Origin of the sequence: Streptomyces sp. NPDC005492 (assembly GCF_040605995.1) — a bacterium.
Lineage (GTDB): Bacteria > Actinomycetota > Actinomycetes > Streptomycetales > Streptomycetaceae > Streptomyces.
Window position 1 is genome coordinate 39,177 of sequence record NZ_JBEXDX010000046.1, and the last position, 20,752, is coordinate 59,928.

Genomic DNA, 20,752 nt, shown 5'->3' on the forward strand with positions numbered 1-20,752 from the left:
AATCGACAGGCTCCCTCGACAAGGCAGGCTTAAGGTCCAGTTAAGGCTCCCATAAACCACCCCGCCGGGGGACCTGTATGAGACATCGCGTCAATTGCAAGTAGTACAGCGGGATTTGACAACCCGTGTCAGAGGAACTTGGCCTTGCCGGGGCCCTCTTCGACGAAGCTCCGCATCCCGCGCTCACGGTCCTCGGTCGCGAACAGCCCCGCGAACCACGTCCGTTCGACCGCCAACCCGGTCTCGATGTCCGTCTCCAGCCCCGTGTCGATCGCCTCCTTCGCGGCACGCAACGCGATCGCCGGCCCCTTCGCCAGCCGCGCCGCCCACGCATGCGCCTCCGCGTACACCGCACCGGCCGGCACCAACCGGTCCACCAGACCCAGCGCCAGCGCCTCCTCCGCCTTCACCATCCGACCCGTGAAGATCAGATCCTTCGCCTTGGACGGACCGATCAGCCGCGCCAGCCGCTGCGTGCCGCCCGCACCCGGGATCAGCCCCAGCAGAATCTCCGGCTGCCCGAGCTTCGCGTCGTCCGCCGCGATCCGGAAGTCCGCGCACAACGCCAACTCACAACCCCCGCCCAGCGCATAGCCCGTCACCGCCGCCACCACCGGCTTCGGAATCCGGGCCACCGCCGTGAACGACTCCTGCAACGCACGCGACCGCACGACCATCGCCGCGTGGTCCATGCCCTGCATCTCCTTGATGTCCGCGCCCGCCGCGAACACCTTCTCCCCGCCGTAGACGACCACGGCCCGCACGTCCTCGCGCCGCGTCACCTCCTCGGCCAGCACCTTCAACCGGTCCTGGACGGCGGTGTCCAACGCGTTCATCGGCGGGCGGTCCAGACGGATGGTGCCCACGCCCTCGGCGACTTCGAGATTCACGGTCATGGCAGGAGGTTAACGCGTGCTAACGACAACGGGCCCGGTGCTGTGGGTCACAGCACCGGGCCCGATCAAGTCACTACGGAAGCGTCACGCCTTCCACTTCGCCCACGACATGTTCCAGCCGTTGAGGCCGTTGTCGGGCGCGACGGTCGCGTCGTTGGAGTTCTTGACGACCACGACGTCACCGAGGATCGAGTGGTTGAAGAACCACGCGGCCGACACGCTCTTGCTGTAGCCGCCCTTGACGTCCTTGAGGCCTATGCAGCCGTGGCTGGCGTTGTAGTTGCCGAAGGCGTCGCCGCCCCAGTAGTTGCCGTGGATGAAGGTGCCGGAGTCGGTCAGGCGGGTGGCGTGCGGGACGTCCTTGATGTCGTACTCGCCGCCGTAGCCGACCGTCTCGCCGTTCATCCGGGTCACTTCGAGCTTCTGGCTCATGACCATCTGGCCGTTCCAGGTGTCGTAGCCGGGCTTGCCGGTGGTGACCGGGATGGTCTTGATGGTCTTGCCGTCCTGGGTGACCTTCATCGTGTGCTTCTTGGCGTCCACGATGGAGACCTGGTTGCGGCCGATGGTGAACTTGACCGTCTTGGCCTGCTTGCCGTAGACGCCCGGACGGCCTTCGACGCCGTCGAGGTCGAGCTTGACGGTGACCTTGGTACCGGACTTCCAGTAGTTCTCGGGGCGGAAGTCGAGGCGGTCGTTGCCGAACCAGTGGCCCTCGACGTCGACGGCCGGCTCGGTCGTGATGGTGATCGCCTTCTTCACGTCCTCCGGGTGCGTGATGCCCCTGGTGAAGCGGATGGAGAACGGCATCCCGACGCCGACCGTGGAGCCGTCGTCCGGGGTGAAGTTGCCGATGAAGGTGTTCGCCGGGGTCAGCGTGGTGAAGCTGGAGTCCTCCGCGGCGACCCGGCCGTCGGAGTCCTTGGCGACCGCGTGCACGGTGTACTTGGTGGCGGCGGCGAGATGCGTGGCGGGCGTCCAGGTCGCGCCGCCGCCGGTGATCGCGCCGGTGACCGCGGTGCCGTCCGCGTCCTTGACGGTGACCTGGGTCAACTTGCCCTTCGCGGCACTGATCTTGAGGGCACCGCTGGTGTCGACGGCCTTCGAGCCGTCCTTGGGCGCGATGGTGACGACCGCCTGCGACTGCTTGGCCTGGGCCGTGTCCGAGCCCTTGCCCTTGCTGTCGCCCGACCCGGACCCCGAGTTGGAGCCGCCGCCACCCCCGCACGCGGCGACGGCGAGCAGCAGCACGCCGAGAACCAGCGCCAGCAGCCCTCTGTTTCTACGGCCGCGCGCGTCCCCCGACGCCCCCGATATCGGTCGCACGTTCAAGACTTTCTCCCCTCGCCGGGCCCGGTCCGGCCCGCACCCCTTCGCGCATCTGACGTGCACGTCCGCGCATATTAACCGCCAAATTTTGAGCTTCGTGTCAGTCGAATGTCACCGTTCGGTCGCAACTTCAACTGCCGCCTGACACAAGGCTCCCGCCCCTTCTCCGGTCACTTGACCGCACTGCCCGCCTTCCACTGTTTCCAACCCATGTTCCATCCACCGAGGCCATTGTCCGGGGCGACCTGTTTGTCGTTGCTGTGCACGACCTCGATCACGTCACCGATGATGCTGCGGTCGAAGAACCAGCCGGCCGGGGTGTCCGAGCCCCCGCCCTTGACGTCCCGCAGGCCCACGCAGCCGTGGCTGACGTTGATGTGTCCGGGGGCGTCGGGCGCCCAGTAGTTGCCGTGCAGGAAGGTGCCGGAGTCGGTGAGCCGCATGGCGTGCGGGACGTCGGGGATGTCGTACTCGCCGCCGAAGCCGACCGTGCGGCTGTTCATGCGGGTCACCTCCAGCATCTCCATGACCACCATTTTCCCGTTGTACGTGGTGGTCCTGGGGCCGCCGGCCGTGATCGGCACGGTGGCCAGGAGGTCGCCGTCGCGCCGCACCTCCATGGTGTGCTCGGCCGCGTCGACGAGGGAGACCTGGCTGCGGCCGACGGTGAAGGAGAACGTCTTGTACTGGAGTCCGTAGACCCCGGGTGCGCCCTCGACGTCGCGCAGACGCAGGGAGACGGTGACCTGGGTGCCGGGTTTCCAGTAGGTCTCGGGGCGGAAGTCGAGGCGGGTGGTGCCGAACCAGTGGGGGCGGACCTCCACGGCCGGTTTCGCGGTGACGTGGACGGCGCGTTCTACGGCGGCCCGGTTCTTGATCTCCCGGTTGAAGCCGAGGGACACGATCATTCCGGTGCCGACGGTGGCGCGGTTCTCGGGGGTGACGTAGCCGATGAACCGCTCGTCGGGGACGTAGGTCGTGAACGTGGCGTGCCGGGCGGAGCGGCGGCCGTCGCCGTCCAGGGCGACCGCGTCGACGGTGTACTCGGCGGCCAGCGCGAGCTTGGGGTCCTCGGGTTCCCAGCGCAGTCCGTCGTCGGAGATCCGGCCGGGGACCGGGGTGTCCTGGGCGTCCTGCTCCTTGACGACCTGCACCGACTCCAGCCGTCCGCTGGGCACCCGGACCAGGAGCCGCTGGTCGGGTTTGACGCCCTTGGCGGCGTCGTCGGGGGAGATCCTGATCACGTCCTCGGGTGCCGGTGCCTTGCCGAAGAGTTCGTCGATGCCGCTCCCGCCCGAACCGTCGGAAGTACAGCCGGTGGCTCCGGCCAGCAGTCCTGCCCATGTCAGTACGGCGGCCAGTGCGACCCCTGCGCGTCGCGCGCGCCCTTGTGCATGCCTCACGGGGTGCTCAACGAGCGGGCCTGCCTCAGGGAAACGTGAGTGCGACGCAAGCTCTGGGCAGAACAGTGGGGAGGACGACAGGACAGGCAGGCGCGGCCGGGACGCCGTACGCCCTTCACCTCGTCGTTCCATGAGTCGCGGGAGGCCGGACGGTGTCGAGCGCAGCCGAGCAGGAGGCCGTGCAGGAGGGGCGCGTCGACGGCGGCGTGCCGGTGGAGCGGTCCGTCGAAAGCGCGGCGGACGCGACAGAGGCGGCCGACACGGCCGTGCCGTCGCCGCGTGCCGCCCCCGCGCTGAACGGCGCTCCGCGCCCCGCGCCGCCCGTGCCCGTGTGGCCGGGGACGCCGATGCCTCTGGGCGCCCGGTTCCGGGTCGGCCCGGACGGGGTGCCCGGCACCAACTTCGCGCTGTGGGCGGGGGGCGCGGAGTCGGTCGAGCTGTGTCTGTTCGACCAGGAAGGGCCAGAAGGAGGGGAAACGGCCGTCCCGCTCACCGAGTTGACGCATGAGATCTGGCACGGCTTCCTGCCGGGTGTCATGCCGGGGCAGCGCTACGGCTTCCGGGTGCACGGCCGTTGGGATCCGTGGACCGGCGCCCGCTGGAATCCGGCGAAGCTGCTCCTGGACCCGTACGCGCGGGCGGTGGACGGGGAGTTCGGGTTGCCGCCGGAGGTGTACGCGCATGTGCGGGACTGGCCGCAGCAGCAGGTCGCGGACACCGTGCGCGACGACCGGGACTCGGCGCCGTACGTCCCGAAGGGTGTCGTCGTGCACGACGACGCGACCGACGACGAGTGGATGGACGACCGCCGCCCGAAGACACCGTGGGCGGACTCGGTGATCTACGAGCTACATGTCGGCGGCTTCACCAAACTGCACCCGGGCATCCCGGAGGAACTCCGGGGCACCTACGCCGGGTTGGCACACCCGGCCGCGATCGAGCACCTGGTGAAGCTGGGCGTGACGGCCGTGGAGCTGCTGCCCGTCCACCAGTTCGCACACGAGGACCATCTGCTGCGCAAGGGCCTGAAGAACTACTGGGGTTACAACTCCATCGGCTACTTCGCCCCGCACGCGGCCTACGCGGCGACCGGTACGGCGGGGCAGCAGGTCGGCGAGTTCAAGCGGATGGTGCGGGCCCTGCACGCGGCCGGGATCGAGGTCATCCTCGACGTGGTCTACAACCACACCGCGGAAGCGGGCGAGTTGGGGCCGATGCTGTCCCTCAAGGGCATCGACAACCGCGGCTACTACCGCCTCCAGAGCGACGCCCGCCGCTACACGGACTACACGGGCTGCGGCAACACCCTGCACGTGGTGCAGCCGCATGTCCTCCGGCTCATCACCGACTCGCTGCGCTACTGGGTCACGGAGATGGGCGTGGACGGCTTCCGCTTCGACCTCGCGGCAGCGCTGGCCCGCTCGATGCACGACGTCGACATGCTGTCGCCGTTCCTCGCCGTGATCGCCCAGGACCCGGTGCTGCGCCGGGTGAAGCTGATCGCCGAGCCCTGGGACGTCGGCTCCGGCGGCTACCAGGTGGGCGCCTTCCCGCCCCTGTGGACGGAGTGGAACGACCGCTATCGCAACGCCGTGCGGGACTTCTGGCGGGGCACGCTGCCGGACGTACGGGACCTCGGGTACCGGCTCTCGGGGTCGAGCGACCTGTACGCGTGGGGCGGTCGGCGCCCCTACGCCTCCGTCAACTTCGTCACGGCGCACGACGGTTACACGCTCCGCGACCTGGTGTCGTACGAACGCAAGCACAACGAGGCAAACGGCGAGGGCAACCGGGACGGCACCGACGACAACCGCTCCTGGAACTGCGGGGCGGAGGGCGAGACCGGCGACGAGCGCGTACGGGCGCTGCGGCGGCGGCAGTTGAGGAACCTCCTCACCACGCTGCTGCTGTCCACGGGGGTGCCGATGCTGGTCGCGGGCGACGAGCTGGGGCGGACGCAGCGGGGCAACAACAACGCCTACTGCCAGGACAACGAGATCAGTTGGGTGGACTGGGGGCTGCTGGACGACCCCGGCTGGCGGGCGCTGACCGATCTCACCGCCCGCCTGATCGAGCTGCGGCACCGCCATCCGGTGCTGCGCCGCCGGGCGTTCTTCTCCGGGCGGGCCCATTCGGCGGACGGCATCAGGGACTTGGCCTGGTTCACCGCGCGCGGCGCGGAGATGACGGAACGGGACTGGTACGCGCCCGCCGCCACCCTGGGCATGTATCTCTCCGGCCGGGACATCCCCGGCCGCGACGAACGCGGCGCCCCGATCGTCGACGACAGCTTCCTCGCCGTCCTGCACGCCGGTGACCGCCCGGTGAGTTTCGTGCTGCCGGGGCCGCCGTGGGCGGAGCGGTACGAGGTGGTCGTCGACACCTCGCGGGAGGAACAGGGGGAGGCGCCGGGGGTGGTGCACCGGGCGGGGGCGGCGATCACCGTGCCGGCGCGGGCGGTGCTGCTGCTCAAGGTGGTCGGCTGACCGCCTCAGCCGAGGATGCCCCGGTCGTACGCCACCGCCACCGCGGCCGCGCGGTCCTTGACGCCCAACTTGCCGTAGAGGTGGGTGAGATGGGTCTTCACCGTCGCCTCGCTGATGAACAGTTCGCGGGCGATCTCGCGGTTGGAGGTGCCCTTGGCGACGAGGACCAGCACTTCGCGTTCGCGGGCGGAGAGTGGTTCCTTGCCGGGGGTCTGGGGGCCGCGGACCGCGGAGACCAGTCGGGAGGCGACGGCGGGCGAGAGGACCGTGCGGCCTGCCGCCGCGGCGCGGACGGCGGTGAACAGCTCGTCGCGCGGAGCGTCCTTCAGCAGATAGCCCGTCGCGCCGGCCTCGATCGCGGGCAGGGTGTCGGAGTCGGTGTCGTACGTCGTCAGGACGAGCACCTTGGCGCGGGCGGAGCGGCGGGTCAGCTCGCGGATGGCGTCGACTCCCCCACCGCCCGGCATCCGCAGGTCCATCAGGATCACGTCGGGGTCGAGGGCGGCGGCCCGCGCCACGGCCTCGACGCCGTCGGACGCCTCGCCCAGGACACGGAATCCGGGCGCGGAGTCGAACATGCCCCGCAGACCGTCGCGTACGACGGGATGGTCGTCGACGATCAGAACGGAGATCAGCGGCTCGTCACGCAGGTCGTCACTCATGGCGGACCAACGGTACGCGAGCCGACAGGGCCGTGCCGTGCCCGGGCTCGGACTCGACGGCGAGGGAACCGGCGATGCGTTCGGCGCGGGCGCGCATGCCGTCGAGGCCGAAGCCGCCGGCGTGGGTGCGGTCGGGCAGCGCGAGCGGGTCGAAGCCCTGGCCGTCGTCGCGGATGTCGAGGATGACCTCGTCGCCGAGGAAGGAGAGGGTGACGCCGACGCGGGTGGCGCGGGCGTGCCGGGCCGCGTTCGACAGCGCCTCCTGGGCGATCCGCAGCAGGGTCGCCGAGAGCTCGTCGTGGAGCTGCTCGGTGGTGCCGGTGACGGTGAACTCGGCGCGGACATTGGTGCGTTCACCCCATTCCGCGACGGTGTTCTTCAAAGCCTCGGGCAGTCCGTCGTGTTCCAGGGCCACGGGGGCGAGGTTCTGCACGGAGCGGCGGGCCTCGCCGAGGCTGTGCCGGGCGAGTGCGGAGGCGCGGTCGAGATGGGTGCGGGCGGTCGTCAAGTCGGGTGCGCCCGCCACGACTTGGAGCTGGGCGATGATGCCGGTGAGGCCCTGGGCGATGGTGTCGTGGATCTCGGCGGCCAGTCGGCGGCGTTCGTCGGCGACCCCCGCTTCCCTTGCCTGGACGAGGAGTTGGGCGTGCAGGGCGGCGTTCTCGTCGAGGGCCTGTTGCAGGGCGGTGTTGGTGCGTTCGAGTTCGGCGATGGTGTCGCCGCGCTCGTGGGAGCGCCGCATCTCCTGCTCCTGAAGATGGGCGACCACCATCTGGAGGGCGGACATGGTGACCAGGAGCGCGAGGAAGACCATCCACTGGACCGCGCTCCCGAACGGCATCCCACCGGCTTGCGCGCCGGCCACGGTCACCGAACTCGCGACCAGTGCGAGTCGCTGCCATGTCCTGCCCGGGATCGTCTCGTCGGCGTCCATGTAGCCGGCGGCGGCGTAGAACGCGAAGAACGGGTTGAGCCAGGTGAGGGCGAAGGCGATGGCCCAGCGGACGGCGTAGTACCCGGTCCCCGCCCGGGACGGGGTCCGACGGCCGCCGGGCTGCCGGGAACGAGTGCCGTGCCACCACAACTGGAGGACGAGCGCGGCGCCGACCAGGGTCCAGGCGGCGTACCACCGGGTGTCGATGTCGACGGGACCGGAGGAGGCGAGCGCGAGGACGACACCGATGCCGAGCAGCCCGTACGGCCCCCAGGTGTGCAGTTGCTCCCAGCGCCGCTCGATCTGCCGGTCCGCGGTGGTCATCTCCCCAGTCTGCACGGCGCTCCCCTACTCCCAGCGGAACCAGCGGGAGGCGCCCGCCGTGAGCAGCACGGTCCAGGCCACGAGCACGCCCAGGTGGGTCCAGCCCGGCCAGTTCCCGGCCGCCGCCCGGTTCAGGGCCTCGGCGGCGGCGCCGAAGGGGGTGTAGCCGACGATCCGGGCAAGGGTGTCCGGCATCGCCTGCACCGGGATCCACACGCCCGCGCAGAACATCATCGGGAAGAACACGGCCGAGCCGATCGCACCGGCGATCTTTGTGGTCCGCGACAGCGCGGAGACCACCGCGCCCAGCGCGAGCGCGGCGAGGACCGCGAGGAGCAGGGCGAGGAGATAGCCGTAGGGCTGCTTCGGGAGGCGGACGTCGAAGGCGAGGCGGCCGACGATCAGCGCGCACAGGGCGGAGGCCAGGGCCGCCGTGCCGTAGACCAGCATCTGCGCGGAGAGCAGGGCGGACGGGCGGATCGGGGTGGCGGACATGCGGCGCAGGATGCCGCGTTCGCGGTAGCCGGTGAGGTTCTGCGGCATCGACTGGAGCGCGCCGACGATCATGCCGAGCAGGACGGCGACCGGGACGTACACGTCGACCGTGCGCAGGCCGCCGAGGTCGGCCTGGTGGTGGCGGAAGCCGGGGATGGAGCCCAGGATCACCAGGAGCAGGGTGGGGAAGGCCAGGATCCAGAAGAGCGCGCCCGGTTCGCGGCGGAAGAGGCGCGACTCGGCGCGCAGGACCGCGGTGTTCATCGGGTGACCTCCGTCAGGTCCAGGAAGGCGTCGTCCAACGTGGCGTCGGAGACCCGGAGTTGGTGGGCGGTGATGTGGCCGCGGGCGAGCAGGGTGATGACGGCGTTGACGGTCTCGTCGGTGCCGGAGAGCGTGATCCGGCCGTCCTTGCGGGTCACGGCGGTGAGCGCGGGCAGCGCGTTCAGGTCACCGTCGTCCAGCGGAGCGGAGGGCGTGAAGCTGATGACGGTGGAGCCCGCCGAGCGGCGGATCAGCCCGTCCGGGGTGTCCAGCGCGGCCACCCTGCCCTGGTCGATCACGGCGATCCGGTCGCAGAGGCGCTGCGCCTCCTCCATGAAGTGGGTGACGAGCAGGACGGTGACCCCGCTCGCCCGGACCTCCTCGATGAGCTGCCAGGTGTCGCGGCGGGCGCGCGGGTCGAGGCCGGTGGTCAGTTCGTCGAGGACGACGACCCGGGGGTCGCCGATCAGCGCGAGCGCGATGAACAGGCGCTGCTTCTGGCCACCGGAGAGTTTCGCGAACCGGGTGGTCAACTGGGCGGTCAGGCCTAGGCGTTCGGCCAGCGGCTTCCAGTCGGCGGGGTGCGGATAGAAGGACGCGTACAGCTCCAGGGCCTCGCGGACGGTGAGTTTGGCCTGGAGTTCGCTCTCCTGGAGCTGGGCGCCCAGCACGCGGGCGACCTGCTCGTGGTCGGCGACGGGGTCGAGGCCGGTGACGCGGACCCGGCCCGCGTCGGGGACGCGCAGTCCCTCGACGCACTCGACGGTGGTGGTCTTCCCGGCGCCGTTCGGGCCGAGGATCCCGAAGATCTCGCCCTCCTCGACGGCGAAGGAGACACCGTCGACGACGGCCCGGCCGCCGTAGGACTTGCGCAGTGCGGTGACTTCGATGACGGGTGTGGCTGACATGCTCCGAGGGTCCCGCCGGGGGCGGGCCGGGCACATCGGCCATCGCGCTCGAAGGGACATCGACCGATCGGTTGATACGGCGCTACGACCGGACCGGCGACCGGCACCGCGGCCGGTCCTAGGACCCTGGTCGGAGCCCTGGTCGGCCAAAACTCGGTGGGCACTGTCAGTGCCGGTCCGTAGGCTCGCCCGTGATGTCGACGACACGTGCAACCGCCGAGAACCGATCCGCCGTCCGCGTCCTCGCCCGGCTGTGGCCGTATGTACGGCCGGTGCGGGCGCGGCTGTTCGCGGCCGCCGCCGTCGCGATCGTCGCGTCCTGTACGGGGCTGGTGTTCCCGCTCGTCCTGAAGTGGATGGTGGACGGGCCGGTCGCCGAGCGGGACACGGCGGGGGTGTGGCTCGGGGCGCTGTACCTGCTGCTGCTCGGTGTCGCGGAGGCCGGCCTTTTCGGGTTGCGGCGGTGGCTGGTCGCGCGGCCGCTGTCGCATGTCGAGGCGGGGATGCGGGCGGATCTGTACCGGCATCTCCAGCGGCTGCCGGTGTCCTTCCACGACCGGTGGCCCTCGGGCCAGCTCCTTTCCCGGGGCACCACCGACCTGATGCTGCTGCGCATGTTCCTCGCCTTTCCGCTGACGTTCCTGCTGGTCAACGCGGTGACGATCCTGGTGGGCGTGGTCATCATGCTGCTCCAGGACTGGACGCTGGGGCTGGTGATCCTGGGGCCCGCCGTGCCGGTGGTCGTCACCTGTGTGGTGTTCGAGCGGCGGTACGCGCACGTGGCGCGGCTCGCGCAGGACCAGGTCGGCGATCTGACGACGGTCGTCGAGGAGAGCGTGCTCGGCATCCGGATCATCAAGGGGTTCGGCCGGCACCGCAGCCAGGCGCGGGCCTTCCGTGAGCTGTCCCGGACCCTGCGCGGCACCGAGCTGCGCAAGGCCCGGCTGCTGGCCACGATCTGGGGTGTCATCGTGACGCTGCCGGAGCTGGCGCTCGGGGCGACGCTGGTGCTGGGCACGGTGCAGGTCGCGGACGGGAACCTGTCGGCGGGCACGCTGGTCGCGTTCCTGTCCACGGCGCTCGCGCTGCGCTGGCCGGTGGAGTCGATCGGCTTCCTGCTGGCGATGAGCCAGGAGGCGGCGACGGCCACCGAGCGCTACTTCGAGGTGATGGACGAGGCCCCGGAGGACTCCCGGGTCGTGGCCGAGCCGCGGCCCGCCGAGCGGGACGGCGGGCTGCGCTTCCGTGACGTGGTGTTCCGCTATCCCGACGCCGCCGCCGACTCCCCGCCTGTCCTGGACCACATCGATCTGCACATCAGACCCGGCGAGTCCATGGCCCTGGTCGGCGCCACCGGCACCGGCAAGACCACCCTCACGGCGCTGGTCCCGCGTCTGCACGAGGTGACCTCGGGCCGGATCACCCTGGACGGCGAGGACATCAGGGCGATGCCCCGCGAGGAGCTGCGAGCGAAGGTGGCGGTGGCCTTCGAGGAACCGACATTGTTCTCGGCGAGCGTCGGGGAGAACGTCCTCATGGGAGTCGAAGGAGGCGCGGGGCGGCCCGAGTTGGAGCACGCTCTCGCCGTCGCCCAGGCCGATTTCGCGCACGCGCTGCCCCAGGGCACGGACACCCAGGTCGGCGAGCAGGGCCTGAGCCTCTCCGGCGGCCAGCGCCAGCGGCTCGCCCTCGCGCGGGCGGTGGTCGGCAGCCCCCGCTTCCTGGTCCTCGACGACCCGCTCTCCGCCCTGGACGTCCACACGGAGGCCGCCGTGGAGGCCGCCCTGCGTCAAGTCCTCGCCGACACCACGGCGTTGATCGTGGCCCACCGCCCCTCCACGGTCCTCCTCGCGGACCGCGTGGCCCTGCTGTCCGAGGGCCGGATCACGGCGGTCGGCACCCACCAGGACCTCCTGCGGACGAACGCGGAGTACGCGCATCTCATGTCGGGTGTCCCGGAGCACTCGGGCATCCGGGAGCACTCGGGTATTCAGGAACAGGAGGACGCACGATGACCGCCCCGACCACCTCGGCGCCCGCCACCGACGACGGCCAGGAACCCCCACGCCCGCCCGCCGCGAGCGACCCCTTCGACCACGACGTCCTGCCCACTCCCCCGGGCGCCACCGCCGCCCTGCTGCGGTCGCTGCTCGCGCCGATGAAGGCGCGGGTCGCGGTCACCACGCTCCTGCTGCTGCTCCAGCAGGCCGCGGTGCAGGCGGGGCCGCTGCTCGTGGCGTACGCCATCGACCGGGCGGTCCCCGCGTTCCGCGCGCACGACCACGGGCCGCTGATCGCCGTGGCCGTCGGCTATCTGCTCTGCGCTCTCGTCTCCGGCGGGCTCCAGTACGCGTTCATCGGCGCCTCCGCGCGCGTCAACCAGGATGTGCTGCTCGATCTGCGGGGCCGGATCTTCCGGCACGCGCAGGCCCTCAGCATCGACTTCCACGAGCGCTACACCTCGGGCCGGCTCATCTCGCGTTCCACCACGGACGTCGAGGCCCTGCGCGAACTGCTCAGCGAGGGACTCCAGGAACTGATCACGGTCGTCCTGTCGTTCGTGTACATCTCGGCGATGCTCCTCTGGCTGGACCTGGGGCTCGGCGCGGTCGCGGTGGCGTCCTTCGTGCCGCTGTACGGGCTGGTGCGGGTCTACCAGCGGCGCGCGGTGCGGGTGTACGCGGTGCGCTCCACGGCGATCGCGCGGGTGATCGTGAAGTTCGTGGAGACGATGAACGGCATCCGTCCGGTGCGCGCCTTCCGCCGCGAGGACGTCAACGACGCCGACTTCCGGGTCCTCAACGAGCGGCACGAACGGTCCAACGGCGACGCCCTGTTGGAGATGGCCCGCTATGTCACCGGCTCCCGGCTGGTCGCGAACACCGCCGTCGCGGCGATCGTGCTGTGGGGCGCGAGCCGGGTCGCGGACGGCTCGCTGGAGCTGGGGGTGCTGGCCGCCGCGGTGCTGTATCTACGGCGGCTCTACGACCCGATCGACCGGCTCGGCATGTTCCTCAACTCCTACCAGTCGGCCGCCGCCTCCCTGGAGAAGATCGCGGGCCTGCTCGCCCAGACCCCCTCGGTGCCGGAGCCCTCAACACCCGTGCAACTCCCGGAACTTGCCTCGTCGCAGCCCGGCCGTGAGGTCGTCTTCGACGGCGTGCGCTTCGCCTACCGCACCGGCGGCGAGGTGCTGCCCGCCTTCGACCTCGCCCTCCCCGCCGGGCAGACGGTCGCCGTGGTCGGTTCCACCGGCGCGGGCAAGTCCACCCTGGCCAAGCTGCTGGCCCGCTTCTACGACCCCACTGAGGGGCGGGTGTTGCTCGACGGCGTCGACCTGCGCGAGTTGTCCGGGCCCGAGCTGCGGCGCGCGGTGGTGATGGTGACGCAGGAGGCCTTCCTGTTCTCGGGCACGGTCGCCGAGAACATCGCGATCGGGCGTCCGGACGCGCCCCGTGAGGAGATCGAGCGGGCCGCGAAGGCGATCGGCGCACACGACTTCATCAGCGCGCTGCCCGACGGCTACGACACGGACGTCCGCAAGCGGGGTGGCCGTATCTCAGCCGGTCAGCGCCAACTCGTCGCGTTCGCACGGGCGTTGCTCGCCGACCCGGCGGTGCTGATCCTGGACGAGGCGACGAGTTCGCTCGACGTGCCGGGCGAACGGGCCGTGCAGCGGGCCATGTCGACGGTCCTGCGGGGCCGTACGGCGGTGGTGATCGCGCACCGGCTGTCCACCGTGGAGATCGCGGACCGGGTGCTCGTGATGGAGCACGGCAGGATCGTCGAGGACGGCAGCCCGGCCGAACTGATCGCGGGGACCGGGCGGTTCGCGGATCTGCACCGGGCGTGGCGGGACAGTCTCGCGTGAGCGGACAGCATCCAGGATCCGCGACTTCGTCAGCAATGAAGGTGGTCGTTGGCAGTGGATCAGCAAATCCGCGATCACAGGAAGCGGTCGCCGCTTCCTCGGCGAAGCCACTCGTCTCCTGTCCCTGCGCGACGACCACCGCGCCGGGAAACCCGGTTGCTCCCGCCCGAACACCGCTGACAGGGTCTTGACCATGCCTACCTTCTCCGCGCACGACGGAACCACGCTCGCATACCACGTGTTCGGAGACGGTTCCCCGGTGGTCTGCCTCCCCGGAGGCCCGACCGACTCCGCATACCTCGGCGACCTCGGCAGCCTTTCCTCGCATCGGCAGTTGATCAGGCTAGATCTCCGCGGCACCGGCGAGTCCGCAACTTCCGAGGACACCGCCTCCTACCGCTGTGACCGACTCGTCGACGACGTCGAAGCCCTGCGCCAGCACCTCGGACTCGATCGGATGGACCTGCTCGCTCACTGCGCCGGTGCCAATCTCGCCGCGCTCTACGTGAGCCGTCACCCGGAAAACGTCAACAAGCTCGCCCTGATCACGCCGAGCATCAGGGCCGTCGGCCTCACCGTCACAGGAGGCCTCCGGCTGGAGACCGCACAGCTCCGCCGGAACGAACCGTGGTTCCCGGAAGCGTTCGCGGCCCTGGAAGCGATCGTGGCGGGCAAGGCCACCGCCGAAAGCTGGAACGCCATCGCACCGTTCTCCTACGGCCGCTGGGACGAGGCGGCTCAGGCGCATCAGGCCGCCGGGGACGAACGGATGAACCCGGAGATCGTCGCCGCCTTCGGCGCCGAAGGCGCTTTCGACCCGGACACCACCCGCACCGCACTCGCCCAGTTCACCCCGCCGGTCCTCCTGCTGGCCGGTGAAACCGACCTGGGAGCCCCTCCCCACACCATGGCCGAGTTCGCGGGCCTCTTCCCGAACGCCGAACTCGTCATCCAGCCCAGCACCGGACACTACCCGTGGCTCGACGACGCCGAGCAGTTCGTGAAGACCACCACAGCGTTCCTGGGTCACACCACCGCCCCGTCGTCATAACCCCAGCCGTTGCAGTTCCCCGGACGAAACCAGGTGGCACAACGGAAAGTAACCACCCTCGCCGACCACCAGGGACCGAATTGCTCACCATGAACCGACGCGGCCAGTGCTCACGACACCCGGATCCAGGCGTTTCCGCAGGGCCCACTACTAACGATCAAGCGGAACCGACACAGCACATACGGGGGCGGCGATGATCGACGCGTACGAGGATCCCGGGACACCCGACTGCCGGGGCGGCTGGCGGTTCCTGTGGTGGCTGGTGCTGCGGCAGTGGGAGCGGGCGGTGTCCGGGGCGCTGCTGTCGAGCGTGTGGATGGTGCTGATGGCGGCGGCGCCCTATCTGATGTCCCGGGCGGTCGACGACGGGCTGGTGCCGGGGCATCTGGGCGCGCTGGCCTGGTGGACCGGGGTGCTGTTCGCGGTCGGGGCGGTCAACTCGTGGCTGAGCATCATGCGGCACCGCACGATGACCCGGGTGCGGATCGACGCCAACTTCCGCACGGTGAAACTGATCGTCGGGCAGGCGGTGCGGCTGGGCGCGGTGCTGTCGCGCCGGGCGCGGGCCGGTGAGGTGATCACGGTCGGCGTCGGCGACGTGTGGACGATCGCCCAGTCGCTGACCGTAGTGGGGCCCGGCTTCGGTGCGCTGGTCGTCTACGGCGTGGTCGCCGGGGTACTGCTGTCGATCTCGGCGCCGCTGGCCGCCGTGGTCCTGCTGGGTGTGCCGGTGATAGCGCTGCTCGCGGGGCCGTTGACAGTGCGGTTGCAGGGTGTGGAGACGGAGTACCGGGAGCGGCAGAGCGTGCTGACCGCGCGGATCGGCGACCTCGCGGGCGGCCTGCGGGTCCTCAACGGCCTGGGTGGCAAAGGGCTGTTCGCGGACGCGTTCCGGCGTGACTCGCAGCGGCTGCGGGCGCAGGGCTACCGGGTGGGCGCGGTGGCGAGCTGGGTGCAGGCGATCGGGGTGGGCCTGCCGACGCTGTTCCTCGCCGTGGTGACCTGGCTCGCGGCCCGACTGGCGGCCCAAGGGCGGCTCAGCATCGGCGAGTTGGTCGCCGTGTACGGCTATGTCGCGGTCCTGATCGGCCCGGTGGCCTTCTTCATCCAGATGGTCTACGAGCTGAGCCGGGGCGTGGTGGCCGCGCGGCGGGTCGTGGAACTGCTGCGCCTGGAACCCGTAGCGGACACCGGAACGACGCCCGCCCCCGCCGAACCGGCCGCACTGCACGACCCCGACTCGGGAGTACGGATCCTGCCGGGCCGACTGACCGCACTGGTGGGCGCCCGGCCCTCCGACGCCCTGGCCGTGGTCGACCGCCTCGGCCGGTACACGCCGTCCGCGGCCACCTGGGGCGGGGTGCGGCTCGACGCGATTCCGCTGGACCAGGTGCGCTCGCGGATCCTGGTCGCCGACAACGAGGCCGACCTGTTCGCCGGACCGCTGCGGGAGGTGGTGTCCGGGCGCCGGGAGCCGTCCGAGGAATCGCTGGCGCGGGCCGTGCACGCGTCCGCCGCCGACGACATCGTGCAGGGACTGCCGGAGGGCCTGGACTCGCCGGTGGCCGCACAGGGCCGCAGCCTCTCCGGAGGACAGCGTCAACGGGTGCGCCTGGCAAGGGCGTTGCTCGCCGAGCCGGAGGTACTCCTCGCGGTGGAACCCACCTCGGCGCTGGACGCCCACACGGAGGCGGCGGTCGCACGCCATCTGCGCGAGGAGCGCGCAGGCCGTACGACGGTGGTGACCACGACGTCCCCACTGGTCCTCGACCACGCGGACACCGTCCACTACCTGGTCGACGGCAAACTCGCGGCCACCGGCACCCACCGGGGCCTGCTGGACTACGAGCCCGGCTACCGCGCGCTGGTGGCCCGGGACACGGACGCGGAAGAGGTCATACGGTGACGCCGGCCCCGGTATCCACAGGACAACTGCCCGTCGCCGGAAGTGCGGACGTGCGGCGGGCCGCCATGCGGCTGATCCGGGTCGATCGGCGGGCGTTCGTCGTCGTGCTCGTGGTGAACTCGCTGGCGGCCGGGGCCGGGCTGGCCGGGCCGTGGCTGCTGGGGCGGATTGTGGACGAGGTGCGGGGCGGGGCCGGGGTCGGCACGGTGGACCGGCTGGCGCTGGTCATCGTGGTGTGTGCGCTGGCCCAACTGCTGCTGGCGCGCTGGGCGCGGTACGTGGGGCATCGGTTCGGGGAGCGCACGCTGGCCCGGGTCCGGGAGGACTTCGTCGATCGGGCGCTGGCGCTGCCCGCGTCGGTGGTGGAGCGGGCCGGGACGGGTGACCTGACCGCGCGCGGCACGGCGGACGTGGCCATCGTGGGGACGACCCTGCGGGACGTCGGGCCCGATCTGCTGGTCAGCTTCGTGCAGGCGGCCTTCGTGATGGGCGCGGTGTTCGCGCTCGACCCGCTGCTCGGGCTGTTCGGGGTGCTGGGTCTGACACCGATCTGGTTCGCCCTGCGCTGGTATCTGCGCCGGGCCCGGGACGGCTATCTCGCGGAGGGCGCGGCCAATTCGGAGGTCGCCGAGATCCTCACGGCGACCGCGTCCGGGGCCCGCACTGTGGAGGCGTTCCGGCTCCGGGAGCAGCGGGTCACCGCGAGCCGGGACACCCTGCGGGCGGCCCTGCGGAGCCGGTTGTACACGCTGTATCTGCGGACCGTGTTCTTCCCGGCGGTCGAGGTGTCGTACACCATCCCGGTGGCCGGTGTGCTGCTCGTGGGCGGGTGGCTGCACGGGCGCGGGGCGGTCGGCGTCGGCGCGGTGGTGGCGGCCGCGCTGTATCTGCGGCAGTTCACCGAGCCGCTGGACCAGATCCTGATGCGGATCGAGCAACTCCAGAGCAGCGGCGCCTCGTTCGCCCGGGTGGAGGGGCTGGCCCGGGCGCCCCGCGCGGAGGGGGACGGCGAGGCCCCGGCTCCGGCGGACGACCGGATCGATGTGACCGGGGTGCGGTACGCCTACGAGCGCGGCGGCGAGGTGCTGCATGGCGTCGACCTGACCGTACGACCGGGTGAGCGGCTGGCGGTGGTCGGTCCGTCCGGCGCCGGGAAGACCACGCTGAGCCGGCTGCTGGCGGGCGTCGACGCGCCGACCGAGGGCACGGTGACCGTGGGCGGTGTGCCGGTCCACGGGCTGGCGCCGGAGACGCTGCGCCGCCAGGTGGTGCTGGTCACCCAGGAGCACCATGTCTTCCTGGGCTCGGTCCGCGAGAACCTCCTGATCGCCGAACCGGCCGCCACGGACGAGGAGTTGTGGGCGGCCCTGGCGGCGGTCGGCGCCGAGGAGTGGGTGCGGGAACTGCCGGAGGGGCTGAACACCCCGCTGGGCGCGGACGGTTCGGCCACGGACGGCTCGCAGGCCCAGCAACTCGCCCTGGCCCGAGTCGTGCTGGCGGACCCGCACACACTGATCCTGGACGAGGCGACGGCCCTGCTGGATCCGGCCACCGCCCGGCACACCGAGCGCGCGCTGGCCGCCGTACTGGAGGGCCGTACGGTGATCGCGATCGCCCACCGGCTGCACACCGCGCACGACGCGGACCGGGTGGCCGTGATGGAGAACGGTCTGCTGACCGAACTCGGCCCGCACGAGGAGCTGGTGGCGGCTCAGGGGGCGTACGCGGCGCTGTGGCACTCGTGGCACGGTGGCCGGTAGTCGCCCTCCACCCTCCACCGGTTCGTATAGCGAACATGAACATCCGGACAACGAACGAATTCCGGCCAAGTTCCTGACGCGCTCCTGACAGAAAGCGCGGGCTGCTGCCACTCTTCCCACTGGCGCTTCACAGCAACCCCACAGTTTCACGCCTGTGATCCCTGTGATCTCCCCTGGTCGCGTGATCCGCGACCGTCCTGAAGGAGTCAGTGTTGAGAAGCAATTCCTCGCGCAGACGCACCTCCCACATAGTCGCCGCAGCCGGCGTCACCGCTCTGCTCGCCGCCGCCGTCCAGGTCGGCGCGACCTCCGCCGCCGCTCCCGCCAAACCCCTTGCGAGCAAGGGGAATCCGGCGCACGCGGCCCTCTCGCTCTCCCCCTCGCAGCGCGCCGAACTGATCCGCGACGCCCAGTCGGCGCGGGTCGCGACCGCCAAGGACATCGGCCTCGGCGCCAAGGAGACGCTCGTCGCCCGTGACGTCGTCAAGGACGCGGACGGCACGGTCCACACCCGCTACGAGCGCACCTACGCGGGCCTCCCGGTCCTCGGCGGCGACCTCGTCGTCGACACCGCCAAGTCCGGTGCGACCACCCACGTCGTCAAGGCGACGAACGCCACCATCGCGGTCTCCGACCTGACCCCGAGCATCGCCACGGCGACCGCGGAGAAGCAGGCCGTCTCCCGCGCCAAGGCCCTCGGCTCCACCAAGTCGGCCGCCGACTCGGCGCGCAAGGTGATCTGGGCCGCGAGCGGCAAGCCGGTCCTCGCCTACGAGACGGTCGTCGGCGGCCTCCAGGACGACGGCACCCCCAACCAACTGCACGTCATCACCGACGCGGCCACCGGCAAGAAGCTCTACGAGTACCAGGGCATCGAGAACGCCACCGGCACCGGCAACACCCAGTACAGCGGCCAGGTTTCGCTGACCACGACCCAGTCGGGCTCCACCTACACCCTCACCGACGGCGACCGCGGCGGCCACAAGACGTACAACCTGAACCACGGGACGTCCGGCACCGGCACGCTGTTCTCGCAGACCAGCAACACCTGGGGCAACGGCACCACGTCGAACGCGGCGACGGCCGGCGCCGACGCGCACTACGGCGCGGCGGAGACCTGGGACTTCTACAAGAACACCTTCGGCCGCAGCGGCATCAAGAACAACGGCGTCGGCGCCTACTCCCGTGTCCACTACGGGAATTCGTACGTCAACGCCTTCTGGGACGACAGCTGCTTCTGCATGACCTACGGCGACGGCTCCGGCAACGCGGACCCGCTGACGGCGCTGGACGTGGCGGGCCACGAGATGAGCCACGGCGTCACCTCGAACACCGCCGGGCTCAACTACTCCGGTGAGTCGGGCGGGTTGAACGAGGCGACCTCCGACATCTTCGGCACCGGCGTCGAGTTCTACGCCAACAACTCCACCGATGTCGGCGACTACCTCATCGGCGAGAAGATCGACATCAACGGCGACGGCACACCGCTGCGTTACATGGACAAGCCGAGCAAGGACGGCGGCTCGGCGGACAGTTGGTACTCGGGTGTCGGCAACCTCGACGTGCACTACTCCTCGGGCGTCGCCAACCACTTCTTCTACCTGCTGAGCGAGGGCAGCGGCGCCAAGGTCATCAACGGCGTCAGCTACAACTCGCCCACCTCGGACGGGCTTCCGGTCACCGGCATCGGCCGGGACAAGGCGCTCCAGATCTGGTACCGGGCGCTCACCACGAAGTTCACGTCCACCACCAACTACGCGGCGGCCCGCACCGGGACGCTCGCGGCGGCGGGTGAGCTGTACGGCACGACGGGCGCCGAGTACAAGGCGGTGCAGGACGCGTGGGCGGCCGTGGCGGTCGGTGCGCGCTCCGGTGGCGGTGGGGGCGGCGGTACGTCGTTCGAGAACACGGCCGACGTGTCGATTCCGGACAACGGGGCAGCCGTCACCTCGTCGGTCACCGTGTCCGGGCGGACGGGCAACGCCCCGTCGAACCTCTCGGTCTCGGTCGACATCGTGCACACCTGGCGCGGTGACCTGGTGATCGATCTGGTGGCTCCGGACGGGTCGGCGTACCGCCTGAAGAACTCCAGCTCGTCCGACTCGGCGGACAACGTGCAGGCGACCTACACGGTCAACGCGTCCTCCGAAGTCGCCAACGGGGTATGGAAGTTGAAGGTCCAGGACGTGGCGGCACAGGACACCGGCTACATCAACAGCTGGAAACTTACGTTCCCGTAAAATCCAGCCGTCAACTTCAGGCCGCAGGAACATGACGCCGCCCCGGGGTTTCAACTCCGGGGCGGCGCCCTGTTGTGGGCGTTTACATGGCCGCAACGTTCACCGGACAGTCGTTTTTCAGCCAACATCACTTCGGGGTCCTGACATGTACGCGCCCCTGATGCCACTCTTCCCTCACGCCGCTTCAGCACAGCAACTTCACAACCACTCCGGTCAGTAACCC

Annotated in this window: 14 protein-coding genes; 7 read left to right on the forward strand and 7 right to left on the reverse strand. The window is 70.6% G+C overall.

Going from position 1 to position 20,752, the window contains the following annotated elements; all coding sequences use genetic code 11:
- Positions 1–128 precede the first annotated feature (128 nt).
- From ABZT04_RS37995 to ABZT04_RS38005, 3 genes are all read right to left on the reverse strand, one after another.
- On the reverse strand, positions 129–896 hold the full coding sequence (locus ABZT04_RS37995) for an enoyl-CoA hydratase-related protein (RefSeq protein WP_356063023.1): 768 nt from the start codon (positions 894–896) through the stop codon (positions 129–131).
- An 84-nt stretch (positions 897–980) separates the two neighbouring features.
- Positions 981–2,228, reverse strand: coding sequence for an Ig-like domain-containing protein (locus ABZT04_RS38000; RefSeq protein ID WP_356063026.1), 1,248 nt, complete (start codon positions 2,226–2,228; stop codon positions 981–983).
- A 167-nt stretch (positions 2,229–2,395) separates the two neighbouring features.
- Positions 2,396–3,628, reverse strand: a complete 1,233-nt coding sequence (locus tag ABZT04_RS38005; RefSeq protein ID WP_356063029.1) for an Ig-like domain-containing protein — start codon at positions 3,626–3,628, stop codon at positions 2,396–2,398.
- A 152-nt stretch (positions 3,629–3,780) separates the two neighbouring features.
- On the opposite strand from ABZT04_RS38005, the gene glgX reads away from it, so the two are divergent.
- Positions 3,781–6,114: a glycogen debranching protein GlgX gene (glgX, locus tag ABZT04_RS38010; protein WP_356063032.1), complete on the forward strand. Its 2,334-nt coding sequence runs from the start codon at positions 3,781–3,783 to the stop codon at positions 6,112–6,114.
- A gap of 5 nt (positions 6,115–6,119) precedes the next feature.
- Here the strand turns inward: glgX and ABZT04_RS38015 are convergent, their stop codons facing one another.
- From ABZT04_RS38015 to ABZT04_RS38030, 4 genes are read right to left on the reverse strand one after another with little or no spacing between them, the layout of a single operon-like run.
- The gene (locus tag ABZT04_RS38015; protein ID WP_356063035.1) at positions 6,120–6,776 is read right to left on the reverse strand and encodes a response regulator transcription factor; all 657 of its coding nucleotides are present in this window, start codon (positions 6,774–6,776) and stop codon (positions 6,120–6,122) included.
- Entirely contained in the window at positions 6,769–8,034 is a 1,266-nt protein-coding gene (locus ABZT04_RS38020) for a sensor histidine kinase (protein ID WP_356063038.1), read from the reverse strand. Before ABZT04_RS38020 ends, ABZT04_RS38015 begins: the two co-directional genes overlap by 8 nt.
- Before the next feature lie 24 nt (positions 8,035–8,058).
- Positions 8,059–8,793: an ABC transporter permease gene (locus ABZT04_RS38025; RefSeq protein WP_356063041.1), complete on the reverse strand. Its 735-nt coding sequence runs from the start codon at positions 8,791–8,793 to the stop codon at positions 8,059–8,061.
- The gene (locus ABZT04_RS38030; RefSeq protein WP_356063044.1) at positions 8,790–9,701 is read right to left on the reverse strand and encodes an ABC transporter ATP-binding protein; all 912 of its coding nucleotides are present in this window, start codon (positions 9,699–9,701) and stop codon (positions 8,790–8,792) included. The genes ABZT04_RS38025 and ABZT04_RS38030 overlap by 4 nt, the downstream gene beginning before the upstream one ends.
- A gap of 194 nt (positions 9,702–9,895) precedes the next feature.
- On the opposite strand from ABZT04_RS38030, the gene ABZT04_RS38035 reads away from it, so the two are divergent.
- The 6 genes from ABZT04_RS38035 (at position 9,896) to ABZT04_RS38060 (ending at position 20,529) form a co-directional block, all read left to right on the forward strand.
- A complete protein-coding gene (locus tag ABZT04_RS38035; RefSeq protein ID WP_356063047.1) occupies positions 9,896–11,716 on the forward strand; it encodes an ABC transporter ATP-binding protein in 1,821 nt (606 codons plus the stop codon).
- Positions 11,713–13,572: an ABC transporter ATP-binding protein gene (locus ABZT04_RS38040; protein ID WP_356063050.1), complete on the forward strand. Its 1,860-nt coding sequence runs from the start codon at positions 11,713–11,715 to the stop codon at positions 13,570–13,572. Before ABZT04_RS38035 ends, ABZT04_RS38040 begins: the two co-directional genes overlap by 4 nt.
- A gap of 193 nt (positions 13,573–13,765) precedes the next feature.
- Positions 13,766–14,623, forward strand: a complete 858-nt coding sequence (locus tag ABZT04_RS38045) for an alpha/beta hydrolase (protein WP_356063053.1) — start codon at positions 13,766–13,768, stop codon at positions 14,621–14,623.
- 193 nt (positions 14,624–14,816) lie between these two features.
- On the forward strand, positions 14,817–16,529 hold the full coding sequence (locus tag ABZT04_RS38050; RefSeq protein WP_356063056.1) for an ABC transporter ATP-binding protein: 1,713 nt from the start codon (positions 14,817–14,819) through the stop codon (positions 16,527–16,529).
- Between the two features lie 65 nt (positions 16,530–16,594).
- Positions 16,595–18,289: an ABC transporter ATP-binding protein gene (locus ABZT04_RS38055; protein ID WP_356063085.1), complete on the forward strand. Its 1,695-nt coding sequence runs from the start codon at positions 16,595–16,597 to the stop codon at positions 18,287–18,289.
- Positions 18,290–18,501: 212 nt separating this feature from the next.
- A complete protein-coding gene (locus ABZT04_RS38060; protein WP_356063059.1) occupies positions 18,502–20,529 on the forward strand; it encodes a M4 family metallopeptidase in 2,028 nt (675 codons plus the stop codon).
- Positions 20,530–20,752 lie beyond the last annotated feature (223 nt).

What these genes read in the sequence shown, in the direction of transcription:
- ABZT04_RS38050 (WP_356063056.1), top strand. Translation starts at nt 14,817, where the DNA reads ATGATCGACGCGTACGAGGATCCCGGGACACCCGACTGCCGGGGCGGC.
- ABZT04_RS38040 (WP_356063050.1), top strand. Translation starts at nt 11,713, where the DNA reads ATGACCGCCCCGACCACCTCGGCGCCCGCCACCGACGACGGCCAGGAA.
- ABZT04_RS38015 (WP_356063035.1), bottom strand. Translation starts at nt 6,776, where the DNA reads ATGAGTGACGACCTGCGTGACGAGCCGCTGATCTCCGTTCTGATCGTC.
- ABZT04_RS38025 (WP_356063041.1), bottom strand. Translation starts at nt 8,793, where the DNA reads ATGAACACCGCGGTCCTGCGCGCCGAGTCGCGCCTCTTCCGCCGCGAA.
- ABZT04_RS38045 (WP_356063053.1), top strand. Translation starts at nt 13,766, where the DNA reads ATGCCTACCTTCTCCGCGCACGACGGAACCACGCTCGCATACCACGTG.
- ABZT04_RS38055 (WP_356063085.1), top strand. Translation starts at nt 16,595, where the DNA reads ATGCGGCTGATCCGGGTCGATCGGCGGGCGTTCGTCGTCGTGCTCGTG.
- ABZT04_RS38020 (WP_356063038.1), bottom strand. Translation starts at nt 8,034, where the DNA reads ATGACCACCGCGGACCGGCAGATCGAGCGGCGCTGGGAGCAACTGCAC.
- ABZT04_RS38035 (WP_356063047.1), top strand. Translation starts at nt 9,896, where the DNA reads ATGTCGACGACACGTGCAACCGCCGAGAACCGATCCGCCGTCCGCGTC.
- ABZT04_RS38030 (WP_356063044.1), bottom strand. Translation starts at nt 9,701, where the DNA reads ATGTCAGCCACACCCGTCATCGAAGTCACCGCACTGCGCAAGTCCTAC.
- ABZT04_RS37995 (WP_356063023.1), bottom strand. Translation starts at nt 896, where the DNA reads ATGACCGTGAATCTCGAAGTCGCCGAGGGCGTGGGCACCATCCGTCTG.